The following is a 20909-nucleotide window of genomic DNA, read 5'->3' as shown; positions in this document are numbered from 1 at the left end:
ATCATGAAGATCAAGGTGATCAACCCCAACACCACGTGGGCGATGACCGCCAAGATCGAGGAATGTGCCCGGGCCGTCGCAGGCCCGGGCATGTTCGTCGACGCGGTCAGCCCCGCAACGGGTCCGGCGTCCATCGAAAGTCACTACGACGAGGCACTCAGTGTTCCAGGAATTCTCACCGAAATCGCAACTGGCGAGATCGACGGCGTCGACGGCTACGTCATCGCGTGCTTCGGAGATCCGGGATTGGACGCCGCCCGAGAATTAGCCACCGGCCCAGTTGTTGCGATCGCCGAAGCCGCCATGCATTACGCCAGTTTCCTCGGCCGCGGATTCTCCGTCGTGACCACGTTGGGCCGAACCCGTGGCCGTGCAGCTGATCTGGTGGAACGCTACGGCATGGGTCGACATTGTCTCGGCATTCACTCGTGCGAAATCCCGGTCCTCGACTTGGATCACAATGCGGATTCCCGAAAGGTCATCCTGGAAGCATGTTTCGACGCCCTGGATCGTGACGGCTCGGACGCGATAGTTCTGGGCTGCGCAGGAATGGCAGACCTGTGCCGCTCCCTGTCCGACGAACTCGGGGTGCCCGTAGTCGACGGGGTCGCAGCCGCGGTGACGATGGTCCAGTCTCTTGTCACCCTCGGCCTGTCCACAAGTGCGCGGAACGAATTTGCCCGCCCGCTACCGAAGCCATACACCGGCATACTGGCGCCGTACGAACTCTAGCTGCGCAGGACGCCCTCCCTAAGCGGGATGGACAGCCTTCCAATGCTCAGCAATATCGATCCGACGCGTGATCCACACCTTCTCATGTGACTGCACGTGGTCGAGGAATCGCTCGAGGGCCGCAGCGCGGGCGGGGCGGCCGACTATGCGGCAGTGCAATCCGACCGACAGCATTTTCGGTGCCCCGGCGGTCCCCTCGGAGTACAGCACGTCGAAGGCGTCACGCAGATGCGCGAAAAACTGATCGCCACTGGGAAAGCCTGCCGGAGAGGCGAATCGCATGTCATTGGTGTCGAGTGTGTACGGAACCACCAGATGCTTCACCGACTCCTCGCCTCGAGGCACGTCAACCCAGTACGGCAGGTCGTCGGCGTACGAATCCGAGTCGTAGACAAATCCGCCATGCTCTACAACCAGCTCACGGGTGTTCGGTGAATCACGTCCGGTGTACCACCCGAGCGGGGCGGACCCCGTCAGATCCCGCAGGATGTCGACGGCTTCGGCCATATCCGTGCGCTCACGCTCGACGTCCGCCGACTGATACGACAACCACCGCAGTCCGTGGCACGCGATCTCATGTCCCAGTTCACCAAAAGCGCTGACCGCCTCAGGGTTACGTTGCATGGCACGCGCCACCGCAAAAATTGTCAGCGGGAGATTGCGCCGCTCGAAGATCCCGAGAACTCGCCACAATCCGGCGCGAGATCCGTACTCGTACAGCGATTCCATGCTCATGTGGCGATTCGGAAACGCCTCTGCCGGAGTCATTTCCGACAGAAACGTCTCCGAAACGTCATCACCGTCGAGGACGTTACGCTCGCCGCCCTCTTCGTAGTTGAGCACGAACTGGACCGCAATCCGCGCATCGCCGGGCCAATGCGGGTGGGGAGGATTCTTGCCGTACCCCACCATGTCACGCGGATAGTTGTTCATGGCAACAACTTTACCGTCATTGCCCGTCGAGCACAGCTCGAGCTGCCGGTGTCAGAGTTCCGAAAACACGCAGCCGAGCGAGCCCGCCGTCCGGGAAGACATCCAACCGTACATCGGTTACCGGGACGTCGCTCTCGATCAGGAAGCGATGACGCGTATCCGGCCGGAACGTGGTGCGCGGCAACAATTCGATCCATTCGCCGCGCGGCGTGCGTCCGGTCAGCGCGCCGGCACCTGGAGCGTTGCCGAGGAAGTACGACGTGTCGATCTCGACAAAACTCAACGAACCTTCGCCGGCAAGTTGCACTTGCACCCAATCGTTTCCGTCGTCGCGGCGGCGCGCAGTCTCCCAGCCGTCACCCATCGATGCTGCTCGACCGGGGAACAGAATGTTCTGCGGTGAGCTGTAGAACATGTTGGAACAGTCGGTTACTCGTCCACCGTTCTCGAGTGCTGCAAGATCGAGCGGCCCGGCATCGAGGAACCGTGGATCCGGGCGTGCTTCACCGTGCACGCGGAAGCGGGCAACGCCGCCGTCCGGGTAGATGGTGAGCTTGACGTGGGTCCAGCGCTGATCCGAGCTCACGTCGAACGGATTCTCCGAGTCACCGGCGACCGCGGAGCGCTCGACAATCGTCTGCCAGTCGGCCGATTGCGCCAACTCTGCCGGATCCGGATACCCGTCGACACTGATCGCTTCCACCGAAATCTCGGGCGGGTAATTGCCCTTGAACCACGCTGTATCAACCACAACGCCGTGGACGACGCCCGGAACACCGAGTCGGACAATCGCTTCGTCGTGGCCGGCGACGCGACGTCGACGGGTTTCCCAACCGTCGTAGACCTGCCCTTTATGGCCGAATGTCGCGGGTTGGTATCCCGCCTTACCCGGTCGGATCAACGCTTCACGCTCGGCAAATGCTTCGTCATTCGCCCAGATCACAGCGCCGCCAAGCGTCCGCAACGCCAAGTCTGGATAAGCGGTGAAATCAGTGGTTGTCATAGATTCAGTTCACTCCTGTGTTGACAGTGGTTCTTCCCACCAAGCTTCGTAGCGAGGCTGTATCGGCAGAGGGCGCAAGAGCAAGAACGCCGGCCTCGGCAAAGGCACCCGCGTCCAGCCCGCGCAGGACAACGGCAGCCAATGCCTGCGCTGTTGCCGGCTCGTCCATCACACTCCCACCCTGACGATCGAGGTAGGCCTGAATTCGCGGCGCTGCGGCGGTCAAGGCTCCGCGGTAGAAGTTTGTCGTCGCGAGCCATCGCGTCACCAGATGCCCGGGATGCATGTCCCAGCCCTGGTAGTAGCCACGCTCGAGCGATCGCATGACAAGCCGATGATGCCGTGTAATGGCGTCGTGAATCATTTCGGGGGTTCCCACCGGGGCAATCTGCGTGGAACCGTCGCACACCCACACCCCGGTCTGAGCGGCTGCGGCGAGCATCACCGCCTTGGCATGATCTGCAACGGGATGCTCGAGCGATTGAAAGCGCGATGCGATTCCGCATGCGGCACTGTAATCGTAAGTACCGTAGTGCAATCCGGTCAGTCGACCCTCACTGCGATGAATAGCCGGCGCAACCGCAATGGTTCCGTCCGCAGCAATCACAGCCTGCGGACTTTCGATCTGCAGCTCGAATCGCAGGGATCCCGTCGCCAACCCGTGGGCCTTCTCCAACTCCTCGCACAACAGCACCGTCGCGGTAACCTGCTCTACCGCACGAAGTTTGGGAACGGTGAATACAAATCCAGCTGGCACTCCACCGGCGGCGTCCAGAACCAATTCGAGAGTGCGAATGGATCGCCGACGCTCACTCGCCGGCATTCCTTTGAACCTGATGCCGCACCAACTCGGACCGTACGGGTCCGCACTGATCGCTGCCAGGGTCCGACCTGCGTTCCGCGCGGCGGCATCCTCTTCCTGGTCCTCGCGTCGCCCGTATCCGTCTTCGAAATCGATCCGTAAGTCCTGGACGGGTGTGCGACCCAACAGAACACGGACATCGTCGAGTGCATTCTCGGTGTCGAGATCGGCAAAAACATCAACATGGGCATCAAGCAGTTCGATTGCCTGCTCACCCCACGACCGCGGAGTATCGACACCTGCGTCGGCAGCACTGACGTACACGGTGTGCACCGGTTGAATCTCGTCGCGGTTGTCGGGGTACTGGCTTGCGAGTCTCGAATCGACGGGGTCGAGCAACTGTGCCAATCTGTCGTGAACAGCTGTGGGAAGGCGAGGCTCGGTCATCGACCAATAGTCGCAGACTGTGGGTTAGCTCGCAGTTTCGTTCAGGTTACGTCGGCACGCTTATCCGTAACATCAACGCCCGAATACGCAGGTCAGCACTGTGCGGTGTTCGACGTCACAAGCTTGATTCTCGATTACCCACGCCCGATCTGTCGTGGATGGCTCGAATACCCGGCCAGAGCGCTACCGTCGAAGATGTGTCTCGATCTCCGCTCCCCGTCCGCGACGGCCTCAACCCCAGCCGCATCCGTCAACCCGACACGGGAACGTGGGAAACCACGCTCGACTATCTACTCGAGCGGTTCCCGCAGGACGCTGTGCGACTGCGGGAGAAAGTTGCCGCCCGCGAGGTTGTTGACGAGAAAGGCGTCGGAATCGACGAAAGAACCGCGTTTGCGCCTCGCCGCTTCGTCTATCTGTACCGCGACCCGCCCGTCGAAGCACGAGTTCCTTTCGAGATCGACATCCTGTACCGCGACGACAACATCCTCGTAGTCGACAAGCCTCATTTTCTGGCCAGCACTCCGCGCGGACGCTACATCGCGGAATCCGCGTTGGTTCGACTTCGCCGAGACCTCGACCTCCCCGAGCTCAGTCCGGCACACCGACTCGATCGCGTAACTGCCGGGCTGCTCCTCTTCACCGTGCACCAGCAGGCCAGGCGCGGCTACCAGACGATGTTCGCCGATCGCCTCGTCTCCAAGGAATACGAAGCAATCGCACGCTACGACGCCGACGTCGCGACGCCTACCGTCGTGCGAAGCCGCATCGTGAAGGAACGCGGAGTACTCAAAGCCCGCGAGATCGACGGCGATCCCAACAGCGAATCGCGTATCGAACTGATCGAAACTCACGGCGAGTTTGCGCGCTATCGACTGATTCCCCATACCGGCAAGACGCACCAACTCCGTCTGCACATGACATCGGTGGGACTACCCATCCACGGCGACAACTTCTACCCGGATTTTTACGATGTTGCTGCAGAAGACTATTCGAACCCACTCCGCCTGCTGTCCCGTGTGCTCGAGTTCGACGACCCCGTCAGCGGCGAAACCCGCCGATTCGAAAGCCGCCTGACGCTCGCATGGCCAACCTGAAAGCGCTCGCCCTTCCCTGCGCCATCGTTACCGACAAGGATGGACGCAGTTACATCGCACCGCACAAGGAGATCAGATGAGCAAGACCGATGCAGTACCCGGAGCTGTCCAGGAAGTCGAGCGCAAGTACGAAGCACCTGCAGAGCAGGAAGTTCCGGCACTGGACAACCTGCCCGGGGTAGCCGGCGCACCGGTCCACGACTCGATCCAACTCTCCGCAACGTACTTCGACACCGCCGACTATCGGTTGCTCGCCGAGAAGATCACGCTGCGCAAACGTGAGGGTGGCGACGACGCCGGCTGGCATATGAAACTTCCTGGCGCCGGTGATGCCCGAACCGAAATCCAACTGCCGCCCGACGACGGAACTGTCGTACCCGAAGCATTGTCAACGCTGGTCCGAGCGATCATTCGTGGCAACGACCTGGTACCCGTCGCCCTGATCATCACCGACCGCGAGCGCACCAGGCTCAACGACGCCGACGGCACGCTTCTCGCCGAAGTTGTTTCGGACACCGTAATTGCCTGCAAAGCAGACGGATCCGGAGAGTCCACGTGGCAAGAAGTCGAGGTCGAGCAAGGAGCGGGCGGGCAACCACTGGCCGATGCCATCGAAACCCTGCTGTTCGGCGCCGGCCTCGAGCGCTCGGAAAGTCCATCCAAGCTGAAACGTGCGCTCGGCACCTCCGTGACACCGCACTCCGCACCCGAAGCCACCACCACGAAGTCACCCACCCCTCGGATACTGCTGCGCAACTACCTGATCGAACAGATCCGCGCACTCACCGACGCGGATCTCGGAACCCGTAGGCGCAGCGAGGAAGCCGTTCACGACTTTCGCGTCGCCGCGCGTCGGATTCGCAGTGCACTGCAGTCGTACGCCGGACAGTCACCGCGGACCGATGCACTTGTCGACGACCTACGGTGGTTGGGCGGCAAGTTCGGTGATGCCCGCGACGTCGAGGTGCAGTGGCAGCGACTGGTCGACCGCCTCGGCGAAATCGACATGCCCGAGCAGGAAGCCGTACGGGCCCGGATCGACGAATACTTCTCTGCCCGAGCAGAAACCGCCCAGGGAATTGCACTCGACACACTGAATTCCGAACGTTATCTGACCTTGCTCGAGAACCTCGACGCGTACGTCGTCGATCTGGAATTCGACGCGATCGGTCGACGCACAGACAAGAAGATCTCCTCCAAGGAACTGGCGAACACCCTGCAGCATCTCTCGCACAAGGTCGGCAAACGAGTCGACAAAGTCGCCGAAGCGACGTCACGCGCGGACCGCGACGAGAAAATCCATCGAGCGCGCAAGGGCGCCAAGCGGATGAAGTACGCGATCGAAGTGATGAAACCGTCGAACAAGCATCGCGCCAAACGAGCGCTCAAGCATTTCAACCACTTCCAGGATGTTCTCGGCGAGCACCAGGATTCCGTTGTCGCCGGTCACCATCTGCTGGAAATGGCGTCGGAGCACGAGCACACCTCACTCACCAGTTTCAGCTTGGGAATGGTGTACCGACGCGAACTCGACATTGCCGACGAGCAAGCCGCACTACTCGAGAAGACATGGAAGGAAGCAGCAAAATCATCAGCAACGCTGTGGCGATGAGACATCATCGCCACAGTTGACGGATCTCGAACCACCTGAGGGAGTAAGCATGGACACACTTGCCGGACACCAGGACATCGTTGTCGGCGTCGACGGTTCCGAGGCATCGATCGGTGCCGCGAAATGGGCCGCAGCCGTTGCTCAGGTGGTCAATGCACGGCTGATCCTGGCACATGCACTGCCGCAGGAAGGCCCGATCTACAGCCCCGCCGCCGTGATGTTGCAGTCGCAGTTCCTCAATCAGATCCGCGAGGACGGCGAAGCAATCATCGCGGCGGCGTCCAGCGCTGTGGCAGAGAAATTCCCTTCGCTGGATATCGAGTCCAACATCGCGCCAGGTCCTCCGACAACACATATCCTCGAATCGGCCGGCACAGCTCGGTTGATCGTCATGGGTTCCACCGGAGCCGGCGCGCTGCGCTCACGTCTACTCGGATCGACCGCCCTCAAGGTCGCCAACCATGCAACCTCCCCGGTTACCGTCTGGCGGGGAACCGTCGAAAACCCCGGGCCTGATCAGAGACCCGTCGTGGTCGGTATCGACGGAAGTCCGTTGAGCAAGAAGGCCGTCGAGCATGCCTTCTGGTTTGCCGACGAGTTCGAAGCACCCCTCATTGCGGTGCACACGTGGCAAGGTGCGTCGACCTTCCGTGAAGGTGGCGCCGGAATCCTCATCGACTGGGAAGCCGTCGAACAAGAGGAGTCCGCATTGTTGGCCGAAAACCTTGCCGGAATGGCCGAGCAATACCCTGACGTGCCGGTCACTCGAATCAGCGAACCCGGCGCAGCGGCCCCGGTCATGCTGAAATACGCCGACGACGCCCAACTTCTGGTCGTCGGCAGCCACGGCCGAAGCGCAATGGCCGGCGCAGTAATGGGATCGACGAGCCAGAACCTGCTGCACCATGCGCCGTGCCCGGTGATGGTCGCTCGCGCCTGACTGCTGTGCGCCTTTGTCAACCGCCCGCGGTTAACAAAGGCGCACAGCTCAATCGAGCCCGGTACCCACCAACTGGCCGACGCCGTACGTCACGGCCATCGCCAGAGCGCCGCCGAGAACCACCCGCAAGATCGCTCGGGTCTTACGGGCGCCGCCGAGCGTCGCGCTGATCGTGCCGGTCAACGCCAACGCGACAAGCACCGCGAAAAACGCTATGGGAACCCGGGTTCCCGTTGGCGGCAAGAGAATCGCGATCAACGGAATGGCTGCACCAATGGTGAAGGACACCGCCGACGAGATTGCTGCGTGCCAGGGGTTCGTCAGATCGTTCGGATCAATCTTCAACTCGACTTCGACGTGCGCCGCGAATGCGTCGTGTGCGGTGAGTTCCTCGGCTACCTTGGTGGCGGTCTCGGCGCTCAAACCCTTAGCCTCGTAGTTCGAGACAAGTTCCGCGAACTCCTGCTCGGGCATTTCCAGCAGTTCTCGTTTCTCTTTCTTCAGCAGCGCACGCTCGGTGTCGCGTTGCGCGCTGACAGAGACGTATTCACCGAGAGCCATCGACACCGCTCCGGCGACCAAGCCCGCAAAGCCTGCGGTGAAGATCGCGGAACGTTCGGTTGTCGCGGCTGCGACACCGATCACCAATCCCGCAGTGGACACGATGCCGTCGTTCGCTCCGAGAACCCCGGCGCGAAGCCAGTTCAAACGGTTGTTGAGGCTGGGGATCTGCGGTTCGGATCCGTCACTCGGCACTTCTCCGGCCACCTGCACGCTATCGGACATAACACTGAGATTAGGGTTCCGCTCCCGTCTGCGATAGCAATCTGAGCCTGTCCTACCCGCGCCAACCAAGCACTTGCTAGGTTGAATGCGAAGACCATCAACCGCGGAACCCGGGAGACAACCATGAATGCAGTGCGCACCGTTTTGATCAGCGGCGGAACCGGCGGTATCGGCTCTGCAATCGCCCGCACACTCGCCGCCCGCGGACACGACGTCGCCTTCACCTATCGCAGTAATGCGGATGCCGCCGAACAGCTGTGCACAGAAATCCGATCACTCGGAGTCCGCGCACTTTCCTACCCGATGGATCTCGATAGCGAATCGTCCATTGCCGCGGCGGCGCGGTCCGCGATCGACGACCTCGGATCATTGACAACTCTTGTGCACGCAGCGGGACCACACGTTCCGATGACCCACCTGTCGCGAGTCTCCCCCACCACGTTCGCCGAGCAGTTGAATCAAGAAGCCGCAGCATTCTTTACCCTTGTACACACGGCCTTACCGGCGCTGCGCGCATCGTCGGGATCCGTCGTGGCAGTCACCACAGCAGCAACCGACCGCTTCCCGGTCCGCGACGGGCTCTCGGCTGGTACCAAAGGCGCTGTGGAACAACTGGTCCGCGGCTTTGCCGCCGAAGAAGGGCGCTACGGCGTTCGCTTCAACGCCGTCGGCCCCGGCATGCTGACCGACGGCATGGCCGAAAGACTCATCGCGTCAGCCGATCTCGATCCAGCCGCTCTCGACATCACCATGAGTCGAATTCCGCTGAAGCGATTCGGGTCCGCGACCGACATCGCCGAAGCCGTACATTTCCTCGCGAGCGATGCCGCCGGTTTCATCAGCGGCCAGAAACTCAACGTCGACGGCGGATACTCCGTCTGACGGGCTACCCGCCCAACTTACGAAACACCAAGCGCACGGCAAGTTCCAAGTGCGCCATCACCTGATCGCTGGTCATCCGGCCGGCGACCCACGACACGAGAGAAGACATCCAGACATCGTTGATGACCTTCACCGCATCCATCTGTTGCTCGGAAATCTCCTCGACACCGATCGACTTCGCGAACATCTCCGTCACGACGTCACCCAGTGCGTTGAGTTCCGGGGTCGCCGACGCGTCCGCAAACATGTACGCGCGAACCAGCGCCTCGTAACGAGGATGATCGGTCTCGAGGATTTCCGTGTTCTTCCTCAACACGAACAGAATTCGATCCGACGGAGTTTCCCCCGGGATTTCGTAGTCGTGGAACCTGTCGCGCAGACCCTCGAACATCCATACCAACGCCACGACCAGCATGTGATTCTTCGACGGGAAGTACCGATACACCGTCCCGATCGCCACGCCGGCCCGCTCGGCAACCGACCTCATCTGGACCGCATCGTACCCACCCTCGGACGCGGATTCCATTGCAGCGTCGACAATCCGATGGAAACGTGCTCTCTGCGACGGCGTCGTACGACGCCCGATCACCGAGCTTCGTTCCACCACAGACTGATCCAGCTTATCGCCACCTGCCATGCCCACAACCTTCTCCGACGCCGATTTCAGATTCCAATGTAGTCGCCTACCGGGGATCTCGACGCCCGACGGTAATCAGGAAGCGCGCCGGGGACGGGTGCCGCCGCGATACTGACGGTCGTCGTCGCCGTCACGTCGGACGGAACGTCGTCGATCGGGTTGACTGCTCCGGCGTGGTTCCGGCTGCGCCGGCCGCCTGCGTTCTTGCTGTGGGGATCGGCGCGCTTGCTCTCCGCGACGTTGCTGCTGCGGGCGTTCGCGCACTCGACCCTGCGGCGCCTTCTTCGGCTTCTTGGCTTCACCGAATCGAGGTTTGCCGAACACGAAGGGCACCCAGCCACGGCTTGCGCTTTCGAGCGACGCGACCGCCTCCGGCTCACGGAACGCAGCGTGCGCGATCAGCCCGAACATCAACAGTGTCGTGATCATCGACGTACCGCCGGCCGAAATGAGCGGCAGCTGCAACCCGGTGACGGGTATGAGCCCGACCACGTACGCGATGTTGATGAAGGCCTGCATCACGATCAACGTCGTCGCAGTTGCCGTCATGACCTTGAGGAAGGGATCTGTGGACCGCTTGGCGATCCTCAGCCCGACAACGAGGACAGCAGCAAAGAGCGCCACCACGATGAGCGCACCGATCAGGCCGAGTTCTTCCCCGATAACCGCGAAGATGAAGTCGTTGTGTGCCTGCGGAAGATAACTCCACTTCGCGTCGGACTGCCCGAGTCCACGACCGAAGATACCGCCGTTCGCCAACGCATATTTTGCCTGAGTGCTCTGAAAATTCAGTCCCTGCGGATCCAGGTCCGGATTGAGATAGGCCTTGATTCGATCCGAGCGGTAGCCGGCAGTAAGCGCTAGGACAAGGAACGCCACCCCGGACCCCACGGTCAACATGACAAACGTTCGCAACCGGAACAGCCCGAACCACAGCACCGACATGAAGATGATGCCGATGGTGATCGTGGTGCCGAGGTCCTTCTCCAACACGACAAGAATCAGGACGAGAAGCGTCGTGCCACCGATGACCGGCAGAGCCCGGTTGACGTCGATACGTGCGTTGAGGAACGACGCCACCGTCGCTGCCGACCAAATTGCAAGGGCCAGCTTCGCAAGTTCCGACGGCTGGAATGAAATTCCAGCGACAACAAACCAGCTACGCGCACCCATCTGCTCCGAACCGATTCCCGGAATAAGGACCAGCACAAGCAGTATCAGGCAGAAGATCAGAAGCCAGGGCGAATATTTGCGCATCAGCTCGGTCGGAACTCGCACGACGGCCACAAACAGGACCAGACCGATGGCGGCGAACATGCACTGCGGCCAGAACCGCGCGTACGACGTACCGGACAGGACATACGATTCGACGCTCGACGACGACAGCACCATCAACAAACCGAAAGCCACGATCAGGACGACCAAGCCGACGATCATGTGGAAGTCGGACAACGGCCGACTGGTCCACGTCGTGGCGCGGGCGCGGAACTTCATGGACTCGCGGCCAGCTTTATCCGAGGAGCTGCGCGAGTTAGCTGATTCGCTGCTCCCACGACGCTTCCCTTTGCCATCGCTCCGATCGGTCACCACACCAGTATCGTCCCACGACTTCTAACTCGTGGGTAACACTGGTCTCACAGGCCACACCGTTATCACAGTGTGCTCTTACTTTTCCGGTTACCTCGTCGAGCTAGCGCATTCGGAATGACGACAAAGAGACACTCGAGCACGATTGCAACGACGGCGCCGACAACGATGCCCTGAGTCGCGAGCTGCACTACGAGTTCCGGCCACACCCCGACGAGCGACCCGGTGAGCGCCGGCACTCCGAGTCCTGCCATCAGCGCGAGCGGGGCAATCAGATTATGCGTCGAGTTACCACGATCACGAAACGCTGCCTGCGCCCCGGTAATGACGACCGTCGCGGCCGCGGGTAGGAAGAGTCCACCGATGACCGGCGCCGGCGTCGTGACCAGAACTGCCGCGATTTTGGGAAACATCGCGAGTGCGATCATCATCAACGCGGCAACGCGGACCACAAATCTGCTTCCGATGCCGGTAATCCGAACGACACCAAGATTCTGGGCGTACGCGGTCGTACCGAACCCGCCGAACAGAGCCGACAACATCGAGCCTCCTGCCTCGCCCGCCACACCCGCGTTGATCTGTCGGGCCGTCAGAGGGAGTCGCGTCAGACGCGCTGTTGCTTCGTAGATCCCTATCGCCTCGACGACGGCCACGAAGAAGACGATGCACATGGTCACGGTGATGCCGAGATCAAAGGTCAACGATCCGTACGGCAGTAGCGTCGGGAATCGAAGCCACGGTGCCGCCGACACACCGGAGAAGTCGAGACGCCCCAACGCGAACGCGAGGAGGTTTCCCACGACAAGTGCGATCAGAAAGCAGAATGAGCGAAATTTGCCGGTGAACATTCCGCCAAGAACGACAACAGCGGTGGTCACGGTTGCGATGAGAATCGTCGAGGGCGTAGCAAAATTCTCGGTGCCCGGCATACCGAAGAATTCCTGGATAGTGAACCCGGCCAACGACAGCCCTACCAGCAGAATGATTGTCCCCGTGACAGCGGAACTCAATACTCTGCGAATCTTCCCGAGAACGCCTGTAGCAGCAGCCAACAGAACAATTGCGGCGCCGATCAACAAACCGGTACCCGCGGCGGCGAGGGAACCCGCCTTCGCATATGCGATCGCCAGCGGAGAGAAAGCCGACGACGGCCCCTCCACCACAGGTAGTTTGACCAGCTTCGTGGTCTGCAGGAGCGTTGCAACTCCAGCCGCCAGGAGCGTCGCCGTCAGGAGATTGGTGGACAGGGCAGCTCCGAGACCTGCTGCACTACCGATGAACAGCGGATCGAGCCAGACGTTCGAGACGAGCAACTGCTGCGCGCCTAAAGCGACCTTCCTCGGCAAGGGAATCGATTGTTCGGTATCGATCGTGAGATTCTGATCGATACCCTCGACTGACAGGTTGCCGTCCGTACTTTCATGTGACAAAGACATGGGTGATCTCGATTCGAGTCAGGTTTCGTGTGGAGGACTGAAAAGTGAAGGAAAAGCTCTCGTTTCAGAGAAGCGACTGCATCCGGCGTGCATGAGTGTCGTGCGTTCGTAGAACGCCGGCCACAGCCGAATCACACAATTGCCCACCGTCGACCAGGACCTTGCCTGCGACGACCGTCGTACCTGCTCGCGCAGGTCCACACCGAAGCCAGGCTTCGACCGGATCTGTCAGCGCGCCCGCCAAAGCCAACGGCTCTGCTTCCCACACAACAAGATCCGCGCAGGCGCCGACGCGCAAGTGGCCGATCTCGTCATCCCACCCCAGGCAGGTGGCGCTACCTCGCGTTGCCATGTCCAGGACATCGCGCGCAGTCATCGATGCCGGCCCATTCCTGAACCGACCGAGCAACAACGCAGTTCGCGATTCGAGCCACATCGACCCGTGATCAGTGGATGCCGATCCATCACATCCGAGTCCGACCGGCATACCGATGCCGCGCAACAACGACGCATCGGCACTGCCACCACCGATCATCATGTTGGAACTGGGGCACTGGACTGCGCTGACTCCGGCTGCAGCCAGACGAAGCTGCTCGGACGAACTCGGATAGATGAAATGCGCTACCCACGTACGTGATCCGGCCCATCCTGTTCGTTCGAGATATTCGACCGGAGTACACCCGTATGCCTGAAGGCAATACGCATGCTCGTCCATGTCCTCGGCGAGATGACTATGCAGGCGGACGTCGTACGCCTCGGCCAGTTCTGCGCTATCACGCATCAGTTCTTCTGTCACCGAAAATGGTGAGCAGGGAGCTAGAGCTACGCGAGTCAGCGCACCTGGATTGGGATCGTGATACTTCTCGATCAGTCTCACACTGTCGGCGAGAATCGTATCTTTGTCCTGAACAACAGATTTCGGAGGAAGTCCGCCGTCTACAGTAGAGCGGGTCATCGAACCTCGCGTTGCAAGGAACCTGAATCCGAGTTGGGTGGCCGCCTGAATTTGTGCGTCGATCAACTCTGGTCTCGGATGGACATACATGTGATCCATCGACGTCGTGCAGCCTCCCAGGAGAAGCTCCGCCATCGCCACATAAGTCGACGCGTGTACTGCTTCCGGTTCGAGTTTCGACCAGATGGGATACAGAGTTGTCAGCCACTCGAACAGAGTGCCGTTCACCGCAGGCGCGAAGGACCTCGTGAGGTTCTGATACATGTGGTGGTGTGCGTTGACCAAGCCTGGAGTGACCAAACGTCCTGCGGCATTTATCTTCCGATCTGCGCTGGGCTCGGCTGATCCAGTAGGACCGAAGGAATGAACGCGTCCATCCACAACCGCCAACCAGCCGTCTGCCAGTTCGGTATTGCGGTCAATGTACAGATACGCGTGAGTGATCAGAAGATCTACATGAATGTGTGGCGACATCGATTCGCACCGCTCTTCTCTCGGGACGTAGACAGGGCGCAACGAACCGCGCAACAGTTGCGCGGGCCGTCACCCTGTTCCTGCGGCTGCGAACCACAGGATCGTCACCGCGTCAGAACCTGAGCGGGCGGGTCGGCCGCAGATCAGCGTCTGCGACTACACACAGTTTCCAGATCGAATTGGTCGGCGGCATTGCTCTCGTGTAAATCCGGCGTTACTCCTTCACCTACGCAGAAAACCTTGGTGCGACACCAAAGAGCCCCGCCCAACTCGCGTCGGACGGGACTCTCGGCGTGCGCTGGAACGCTACTTCGCGCCCATCCATGCCTGATCGAACAGCATGATGCCGGTTGCAGTCGGAACCACACCGTGCACGTTCTTCTGCCAAGCCCAGAAAGAAGCCAATCCACCGACCGGTGCCGACGGAACCGTCTCGTTCCACAGGGTCTGAATCTTGCTGATCACGGCAAGCGCCGACGCGTTGTCCTTCGCCTGCTGCAGATCCGCGATCAACTGATCCATAGCGGGATTGGCGTAACCCGCAGTGTTGGACTTCGAGGTGCTGTTGGTAGTCGAGTACAGACCGAGATCGGGAATCGACTCGTACAGACCGATACCGGCGTGAGCGAGGTCGAAATCGTTCTTGACGTAGACGTTCTGAACGATGTCGCCGGCATTGTTCGCAAGAATCAGGTTCACCTCGAACCCGACGGCCTGAAGCAGAGACTGCACAGCCAAACCGATCGCATGGTCCTTCGGCTCGCTGAGCACGATGTAGTTGAGCGTGCCGTTGTATCCGTCGGCCTTGGCTTGGCTCAGAAGTTCCTTGGCCTTGGCGGGGTCGTACGCGATACCCGGGGTGTCGACGTGCCACTGAGACGTCGTTCCGAACAGCTCCGAACCCGGAAGCCCTTCACCGTTCTCCGCGCGCTGATCGATCAGCTCTGGATCCAGTGCGTAACCGATAGCCTGGCGGACGCGAACATCCGAACCCGGCCGGCCCTCGCGGTTGTTGATGATCTCAGCACTGCCGGCATTGAGGACATCGATGTAACCGGGGTAGCCGGCGGACTTGGCGGAGTTGATCGCCGACGTCAGACCGCGAATGTAAGCCACGTCCAGCTGACCACTGTTCAGCGATTCGAGATTGGCCTGCGGGCCGTTCAGCGCAACCATGCGAAGCTGCTCGAGCTTGGGAGCACCGCCGTAGTAGGCGGGGTTGGCCTTGAAGATTCGTTCGACGCTCGGGCTGAACACGCCTTCGGTGAACGGTCCGGCGCCAACGGCGGTGAACTTGTCACCCTGTTGTGAGCTGGGGGCGACGATCATTCCATGGCCGAGTGCCAGCATCGAGGGAAAACGCATCCACGGCGTGTTCAGGTTGAATACAACGGTAGCCGCGTCCGAGGCTTCCATCGAAGCGACCGATGCGACCCACAGCTCTGCGCCGTTGCCCTTACCCGCGTTGTACCGATTGATGCTCGCGATGACAGCGTTAGCGTCGAGTGCGGTTCCGTCACTGAACTTCACGCCGTCGCGCAGCTTCAAGGTCCAGGTCTTGCCGTCGTCGTTGGTTTCGAGTGACTTGGCCAACTTCGGTTCGAATTCACCGGTCGCCGTGTCGTAGCTCACCAGAACGTCGTACACCGCCGCCAGGGCTTCGCCGCCGGAACCGCCGCGTGCTGCAACCTTGGTCGGGTCCAGCGACGATGCGAGGACCTGGACACCGTACGTCAGGGTGCCGCCTGCAACCGGCGTGCCCGCATCGCCTTGTTCATTGATCATTCCGGTGACGATCGACGCCGATCCGGTGTCACCGTCGGTAGTGCCGCCGTCGTCGTTGTTGCTTGCACAGCCGGCGAGCAGAATGCCGGCTCCGAACAATGCAACCGCTGTGCGGCTGAATTTCCCGACGCGTCGGGACCTCGAGTGAGTCACGTCGACCATCACTTCCTTCTTGCGCAGAGAAGGAGGTCCGGACTTCGCGAAGAATGCCGGACCGCCCGCGGCCCTGGAATGGGCGCTGCGGCTAATAGTGATGCTCGACAAGTAGTGACGCACGGCACGTTCCCGCTGACCGGTACCGAATTCGACCTAATCCGACCGACCAGTTGAAGAATCGAATCGGGCAATAGAAAAAGCTCCAGCTTCGTCGTTTCGAGAACGAGAATCTGGAGCTTGATTTATCGAGTTGTGGTGGCCAGGGCCGGGATCGAACCGGCGACCTTCCGCTTTTCAGGCGGACGCTCGTACCAACTGAGCTACCTGGCCGGACGGCACCCGAACCGAATGCCTATCGCACTGCATTGCCCTCAGCCGATTGGCTGAGAACAATGCTTTGCGACCCTGACGGGACTCGAACCCGCGACCTCCGCCGTGACAGGGCGGCGCGCTAACCAACTGCGCCACAGGGCCTTGCTTTTTCCTTGCTGTGAAACCGTACTACATCTTCTCGCTGCTCCCAAACCACTGTCCTAGCTGGGTATTTCTGCAACTCAAAGCGTGTCGTGCGGGTCAAACCATACTGCATCGTTTCGCTTTCGCAAAACGTACCCCCTACGGGATTCGAACCCGCGCTACCGCCTTGAAAGGGCGGCGTCCTAGGCCGCTAGACGAAGGGGGCGCGCCGGATCACTCCGAGCAAGTACCCCCTCCGGCATTCCGTTGGGAGCTTGGATAGCTTAGGACACACCACGGGAAAAACTCAAATCGCCAGGTCAGCGAGTAAAAATGACCCTATTCCCGCAGGTAGGACTCGACCGTGGCCCAACCCTCGCGATGAAAATTCTCGATCCAATCCGAGCTGGCCATCCCTTCGAGCACTACTTCGAGCGCTTCCTCGAACCAGAGCGCAAGGTCACCACTCTGCGACGTCAGATCCGCCATGTAGCGCTGACCGGCAAGGCTTGCGGCCAGGACACGCGTGAACTTCTCAGGCTCGACGCCTTCACGCAACAAACCTTCGGCCTTCGCGCGCGTCGCGAACTCGAATGCCGAGCGTCCCCATACCTGACCGGCACCCGACTTCACGTCGGCATAGAACTCCGGCTCGATAATCAGCCTGAACTCCGCCTGCACGATCACGTTGGTTCGAAACAGCGTGGCAATGTCGAGCACGAGGCCATGAAGAAGCTGAAACGGATCAAGGTCCGTCCGTTTCAACCACTGATCGGTGACGTCCGTGAACATCTCCATCGCAGCGGTCAAGATCGCTCTTGCCAACTCTTCTTTCGATTGAAAATGGAAGTACATCGCGCCTTTGGTGGCACGGGAGCCTTCGAGGATCGTATTCACCGACGCTGCGGCGTAACCGCGCTTGGCGAACTCGATTGCAGCCGCTTCGACCAGGGCGGCGCGGGTACGCCGCGCACGCTCTTGTTGACGTGCCATATGCGGTGTTATGCCTCTCGCCGAGTCGATATCCCAAAGGTGCCGCCTGCGACACCCACAATCCCCCGGAAGCTCACAATATCCCCTCCGGATTCGCCACGTAAGCCTTACCGCGACACCCACCAAAAGTACTAGTGGTGTCATTCGATCAGATGACACCGAAAAAGCAAGCACACCCCCGGAACACACCGGGTGGTATCGTTCTGGCCGCTCGGGTGCGGCACAGGGGGTGCGCATCCGAGCTTCTCTGTTTCGAGCCCATGTTCGAACCGATGCCTAAGCACCCATAACACCGAGACTTCGCTGTCAAGCCTAAGAAGATTAAACAACCACAGTTACTATTTGTTCACAATATGTGGACGAAAATCGGACATTGACCGATCAACTACACAGTTAGGTTGCCTAATATTCATGGGCGACCGAGGAGCGGCAATGACCCAGCACGAGATCGACGCTCTAGCGGAGGACCTCGGAGTTTTCGCACGACGCCTGCATAGCGAACGGATTGGGCCCCACCTCAGTGCCACCCACGTCCACGCTCTCGGACATCTCGACCGCCACGGACCCATGACGGCCAAATCCCTCGCGCAACTCGAGCGCGTCACGCCTCAATCGGTCGCCAAAGCGATTGCAACGCTCCAAGCTCGGGGCCTGGTAACCCGGCGATCCGATCCATCCGACGGCCGCGCGCACCTCATCGATCTGACCGACGCCGGCGCGTCCGCACTCCGCGATGATCGACGTCTGAGGAATCGATGGCTTACCGAAGCGATCCACGCCGAGTGCACCGACGCCGAACGTGATCTCCTTTGGATCGCCGGCAGAATCCTGCGACGCGTCGGAAACTCACCTCTCGCACCGCCTGACACGCTTCCATAGCGCTCAGACAGGCTCGGCCACAGCAGCTCTCCGAGGCAATCGCACGTTTGTGAATCTGTCATCAGGATCCCGGAATCACCCATTTGACGGGGGCGGTGTTTTCACCTGCTTCGCGGTCTGGTTAGACTCTGCGCCGCGCCCCTATAGCTCAGTTGGTAGAGCTACGGACTTTTAATCCGCAGGTCGTAGGTTCGAGTCCTACTGGGGGCACCAAACAACAGTCCGGCACCTCTTCGGAGAATGTCGGGCTGTTTTTTGTTTGCCCGCACGACGGAGTGCTGTACTACATTCGCTCGAGATTTTCGGAAACATCCCGTTTGATACTTTTACCTCGTGAGGTCCAACCCCTCGGATTCGCTCTCGACAAGCACCGCAGCCCTGCCCCTCGCAGCGGAAACTGTTGTGCGCGAATGACTCGACGCAAACACCGCAGGGAGCCGGCGCACAGATGTCTGACACCGATACGAGAAATCGGGTAGATCCACAACCCCCGCACTACGAACCCGACGACCGATGGGTTCCAGTAGACCGGCGATGGTTGGGCCTCGACCGTGCCACTCTGATTCCCGCCGCAGTCGTGATCGCGTTTGCACTCGTCATGGCGTTTGTCCTACCCACAATCAACGATTCGGTGTCCTACGACGACGAAGTCGTGGCCGGAGATGTCATGGAACTCGACGGTGGAATAACCTTCGTTCCCGTCCCCGGCTGGGGCATCACCGCAGGAGTTCGCGACACCGATACCCCGATAACCGGCACCTACCCGGATGCCGCGAGGGTGACCAACGGGGCCGTCTCCTTCACCGTCAAAACAGCACCGTTCACCGGCGACGCGCGCGAACTGCTCGAGCAGATCAAGACGACCACCGATGCGCTTGCGTCTGGGGAGTCGTTCAGAGTCAACGGTGAACCCACCGTGATCATCACCGAAAGCGACCATCGCGGCGTCATGGCTGGGTACTCGAATTCCACCGCTGACGGCGTCATCGCTGCCTTTGTGATCGACGGAGTGGGTGTCAGCGCGATTGCCGTCGGCCCGAGCAACATCGACCCCTCGACCACCGAAGCTATTGCTCGCATGATCGTCAGCATCAGCCAACGACCCGGAGAGGGCTCATGATGACCATGTCCACTGTGCAGTCGACAGGCGATTCGAACGCCACCCGTGTCTCGGCAATCGAAAACTCCGGATGGGGACGGTCGTTCACCTTCTACCAACCGCGCAATGCCGCATTCTGGGTGTACGTGCTGTTGGTGACCACCGGAGTCTTCCAGTTCTTCTCGATGCTGGCCTCCAGTGCCGGCGCCTACGGCGAGGCCATCGGACTCTCCGTCGTGCTGTTCAGCGCGTACGGTGCGGCGTTCTGGTGGTTCACGCACCACATCGACCGGTATGCACGCCAACCGGCAAAACTGATCGTCGTGGCCTTTCTGTGGGGAAGCTTTGCTGCTACCTGGGGAATGGCCGCGCATGCAAACGACGCCATTCTCGCGTTGTACGCCAAGATGTTCGGGCAAGCCTGGGCGGCAGACTGGGGAGCAGGCCTGGCGGCGCCTTTTACCGAAGAGACCGCCAAGGGTCTGGGACTCGTCCTGTTGATAGCCTTGGCCTCCCGCTTTGTGCGCACCGCGTTTGACGGGTTCATTCTCGGTGCGTTCATCGGACTCGGTTTCCAGCTCTTCGAAGACGTTGTCTACGCCTTGAATTCGGCAGGTTCACAATTCGGTGCCAATCAGATCGACGCCGCGATGACGACCATTGTGATGCGGATGGTTGTCGGAGTTGCCGCACACACGTTGTACAGCGCAATCTTCTGCGCCGGACTCGTCTACCTTCTCGGCCGACCTGCCGAGCCGCGGCGACTCGGCCGAGGCATCGCACTGATGGCAACGGCGATGCTTCTGCACGGCCTCTGGGATTCTGCCGCCGCTCTTGCACAGGGCAGCGCACTCATGTTCCCACTGCTCTTCGTACTCATCGTCGTCGCACTTGTCTTGGTGTTGCGGGTGTTTCGGTTGACCGTTCCGCGTGAACGTCAGTTCTTGCACGACATTCTGGCACCGGAAGCCGAACACGGCGTGATCACCGGTGACGAGCTCACAGCAGTGTGCGGCAACCACAAGGCTCGCAAGGCTTTCCGCAGATCCGCAGGAACCCGCGCCGATCGCAAACGAAATGGATATGTGCTCGAAGCAACGGCAGATCTCGCCGATGCTCTGGCCTATTCCCGCGGAAACAACACTGACCGAGTCGAATTTGCACGATCCGAAGTAGCCCGGATCAGAAGCGGTCGGCCGTCGATCAAGGCCTGACCTA

Annotated in this window: 18 protein-coding genes and 4 tRNA genes; 9 read left to right on the top strand and 13 right to left on the bottom strand. The window is 60.6% G+C overall.

Translation table 11 applies throughout. The features are described 5' to 3' along the window. The first annotated feature begins 3 nt into the window (after positions 1–3). On the top strand, positions 4–732 hold the full coding sequence (locus CJ178_RS26000; RefSeq protein ID WP_095888323.1) for an aspartate/glutamate racemase family protein: 729 nt from the start codon (positions 4–6) through the stop codon (positions 730–732). Positions 733–750: 18 nt separating this feature from the next. Here the strand turns inward: CJ178_RS26000 and puuE are convergent, their stop codons facing one another. The 3 genes from puuE to CJ178_RS25985 are packed head-to-tail and all read right to left on the bottom strand — an operon-like array spanning position 751 to position 3917. Beyond that, entirely contained in the window at positions 751–1665 is a 915-nt protein-coding gene (gene puuE / locus CJ178_RS25995) for an allantoinase PuuE (RefSeq protein WP_095888322.1), read from the bottom strand. A 16-nt stretch (positions 1666–1681) separates the two neighbouring features. Beyond that, the gene (gene alc, locus CJ178_RS25990; RefSeq protein WP_033234001.1) at positions 1682–2668 is read right to left on the bottom strand and encodes an allantoicase; all 987 of its coding nucleotides are present in this window, start codon (positions 2666–2668) and stop codon (positions 1682–1684) included. 4 nt (positions 2669–2672) lie between these two features. Next, a complete protein-coding gene (locus CJ178_RS25985; protein ID WP_095888321.1) occupies positions 2673–3917 on the bottom strand; it encodes a DUF6986 family protein in 1245 nt (414 codons plus the stop codon). A 197-nt stretch (positions 3918–4114) separates the two neighbouring features. Between CJ178_RS25985 and CJ178_RS25980 the strand changes: the two genes are divergently transcribed. From CJ178_RS25980 to CJ178_RS25970, 3 genes are all read left to right on the top strand, one after another. After that, positions 4115–5014: a pseudouridine synthase gene (locus CJ178_RS25980; protein WP_033234346.1), complete on the top strand. Its 900-nt coding sequence runs from the start codon at positions 4115–4117 to the stop codon at positions 5012–5014. A 76-nt stretch (positions 5015–5090) separates the two neighbouring features. Beyond that, positions 5091–6626 carry a CYTH and CHAD domain-containing protein gene (locus CJ178_RS25975; RefSeq protein ID WP_045068866.1) on the top strand — a complete coding sequence of 512 codons (1536 nt, stop codon included), beginning with the start codon at positions 5091–5093 and terminating at the stop codon, positions 6624–6626. A 49-nt stretch (positions 6627–6675) separates the two neighbouring features. Then, positions 6676–7566 (top strand): universal stress protein, encoded by an 891-nt coding sequence (locus CJ178_RS25970; protein ID WP_045068863.1) that lies wholly within the window; start codon positions 6676–6678, stop codon positions 7564–7566. A gap of 48 nt (positions 7567–7614) precedes the next feature. Here CJ178_RS25970 and CJ178_RS25965 read toward each other — a convergent pair whose 3' ends face one another. Then, positions 7615–8352 (bottom strand): VIT1/CCC1 transporter family protein, encoded by a 738-nt coding sequence (locus CJ178_RS25965; RefSeq protein ID WP_095888320.1) that lies wholly within the window; start codon positions 8350–8352, stop codon positions 7615–7617. Positions 8353–8475: 123 nt separating this feature from the next. Here CJ178_RS25965 and CJ178_RS25960 point away from each other — a divergent pair, with 123 nt between their 5' ends. After that, the gene (locus CJ178_RS25960; RefSeq protein ID WP_033233997.1) at positions 8476–9234 is read left to right on the top strand and encodes an SDR family NAD(P)-dependent oxidoreductase; all 759 of its coding nucleotides are present in this window, start codon (positions 8476–8478) and stop codon (positions 9232–9234) included. Positions 9235–9238: 4 nt separating this feature from the next. Here CJ178_RS25960 and CJ178_RS25955 read toward each other — a convergent pair whose 3' ends face one another. The 9 genes from CJ178_RS25955 to CJ178_RS25915 all read right to left on the bottom strand — a co-directional run bounded on the left by CJ178_RS25955 (position 9239) and on the right by CJ178_RS25915 (position 17713). Next, positions 9239–9871, bottom strand: a complete 633-nt coding sequence (locus CJ178_RS25955; RefSeq protein WP_033233996.1) for a TetR family transcriptional regulator — start codon at positions 9869–9871, stop codon at positions 9239–9241. Between the two features lie 75 nt (positions 9872–9946). Beyond that, positions 9947–11365 carry a putative lipid II flippase FtsW gene (ftsW, locus tag CJ178_RS25950; protein WP_033233995.1) on the bottom strand — a complete coding sequence of 473 codons (1419 nt, stop codon included), beginning with the start codon at positions 11363–11365 and terminating at the stop codon, positions 9947–9949. Between the two features lie 158 nt (positions 11366–11523). Continuing rightward, positions 11524–12894 (bottom strand): uracil-xanthine permease family protein, encoded by a 1371-nt coding sequence (locus CJ178_RS25945; RefSeq protein ID WP_095888319.1) that lies wholly within the window; start codon positions 12892–12894, stop codon positions 11524–11526. 64 nt (positions 12895–12958) lie between these two features. Beyond that, a complete protein-coding gene (locus tag CJ178_RS25940) occupies positions 12959–14323 on the bottom strand; it encodes an 8-oxoguanine deaminase (protein ID WP_179300844.1) in 1365 nt (454 codons plus the stop codon). 306 nt (positions 14324–14629) lie between these two features. Beyond that, positions 14630–16384 (bottom strand): ABC transporter substrate-binding protein, encoded by a 1755-nt coding sequence (locus CJ178_RS25935; protein WP_233364151.1) that lies wholly within the window; start codon positions 16382–16384, stop codon positions 14630–14632. Positions 16385–16517: 133 nt separating this feature from the next. Next, positions 16518–16594, bottom strand: a tRNA-Phe gene (locus CJ178_RS25930). 70 nt (positions 16595–16664) lie between these two features. Then, positions 16665–16738, bottom strand: a tRNA-Asp gene (locus CJ178_RS25925). A gap of 135 nt (positions 16739–16873) precedes the next feature. Then, a tRNA-Glu gene (locus CJ178_RS25920) sits at positions 16874–16946 on the bottom strand. A gap of 113 nt (positions 16947–17059) precedes the next feature. After that, the gene (locus CJ178_RS25915) at positions 17060–17713 is read right to left on the bottom strand and encodes a TetR/AcrR family transcriptional regulator (protein WP_033233992.1); all 654 of its coding nucleotides are present in this window, start codon (positions 17711–17713) and stop codon (positions 17060–17062) included. A 432-nt stretch (positions 17714–18145) separates the two neighbouring features. Between CJ178_RS25915 and CJ178_RS25910 the strand changes: the two genes are divergently transcribed. The 4 genes from CJ178_RS25910 (at position 18146) to CJ178_RS25895 (ending at position 20905) form a co-directional block, all read left to right on the top strand. Further along, on the top strand, positions 18146–18592 hold the full coding sequence (locus tag CJ178_RS25910; protein ID WP_033233991.1) for a MarR family winged helix-turn-helix transcriptional regulator: 447 nt from the start codon (positions 18146–18148) through the stop codon (positions 18590–18592). A gap of 137 nt (positions 18593–18729) precedes the next feature. Further along, a tRNA-Lys gene (locus CJ178_RS25905) sits at positions 18730–18805 on the top strand. Positions 18806–19040: 235 nt separating this feature from the next. Continuing rightward, complete coding sequence (locus tag CJ178_RS25900; RefSeq protein ID WP_095888318.1) at positions 19041–19712, top strand: hypothetical protein; 672 nt, start codon at positions 19041–19043, stop codon at positions 19710–19712. Beyond that, positions 19709–20905, top strand: a complete 1197-nt coding sequence (locus tag CJ178_RS25895) for a PrsW family intramembrane metalloprotease (protein ID WP_372472270.1) — start codon at positions 19709–19711, stop codon at positions 20903–20905. The genes CJ178_RS25900 and CJ178_RS25895 overlap by 4 nt, the downstream gene beginning before the upstream one ends. Positions 20906–20909: the final 4 nt, after the last annotated feature.

Origin of the sequence: Rhodococcus sp. ACPA4 (genome assembly GCF_002300185.1) — a bacterium.
GTDB classification, from domain to species: domain Bacteria; phylum Actinomycetota; class Actinomycetes; order Mycobacteriales; family Mycobacteriaceae; genus Rhodococcus_F; species Rhodococcus_F globerula.
The sequence above is the reverse complement of the archived record's forward strand: the minus strand, read 5'-3'. Positions and strand labels throughout refer to the sequence as shown.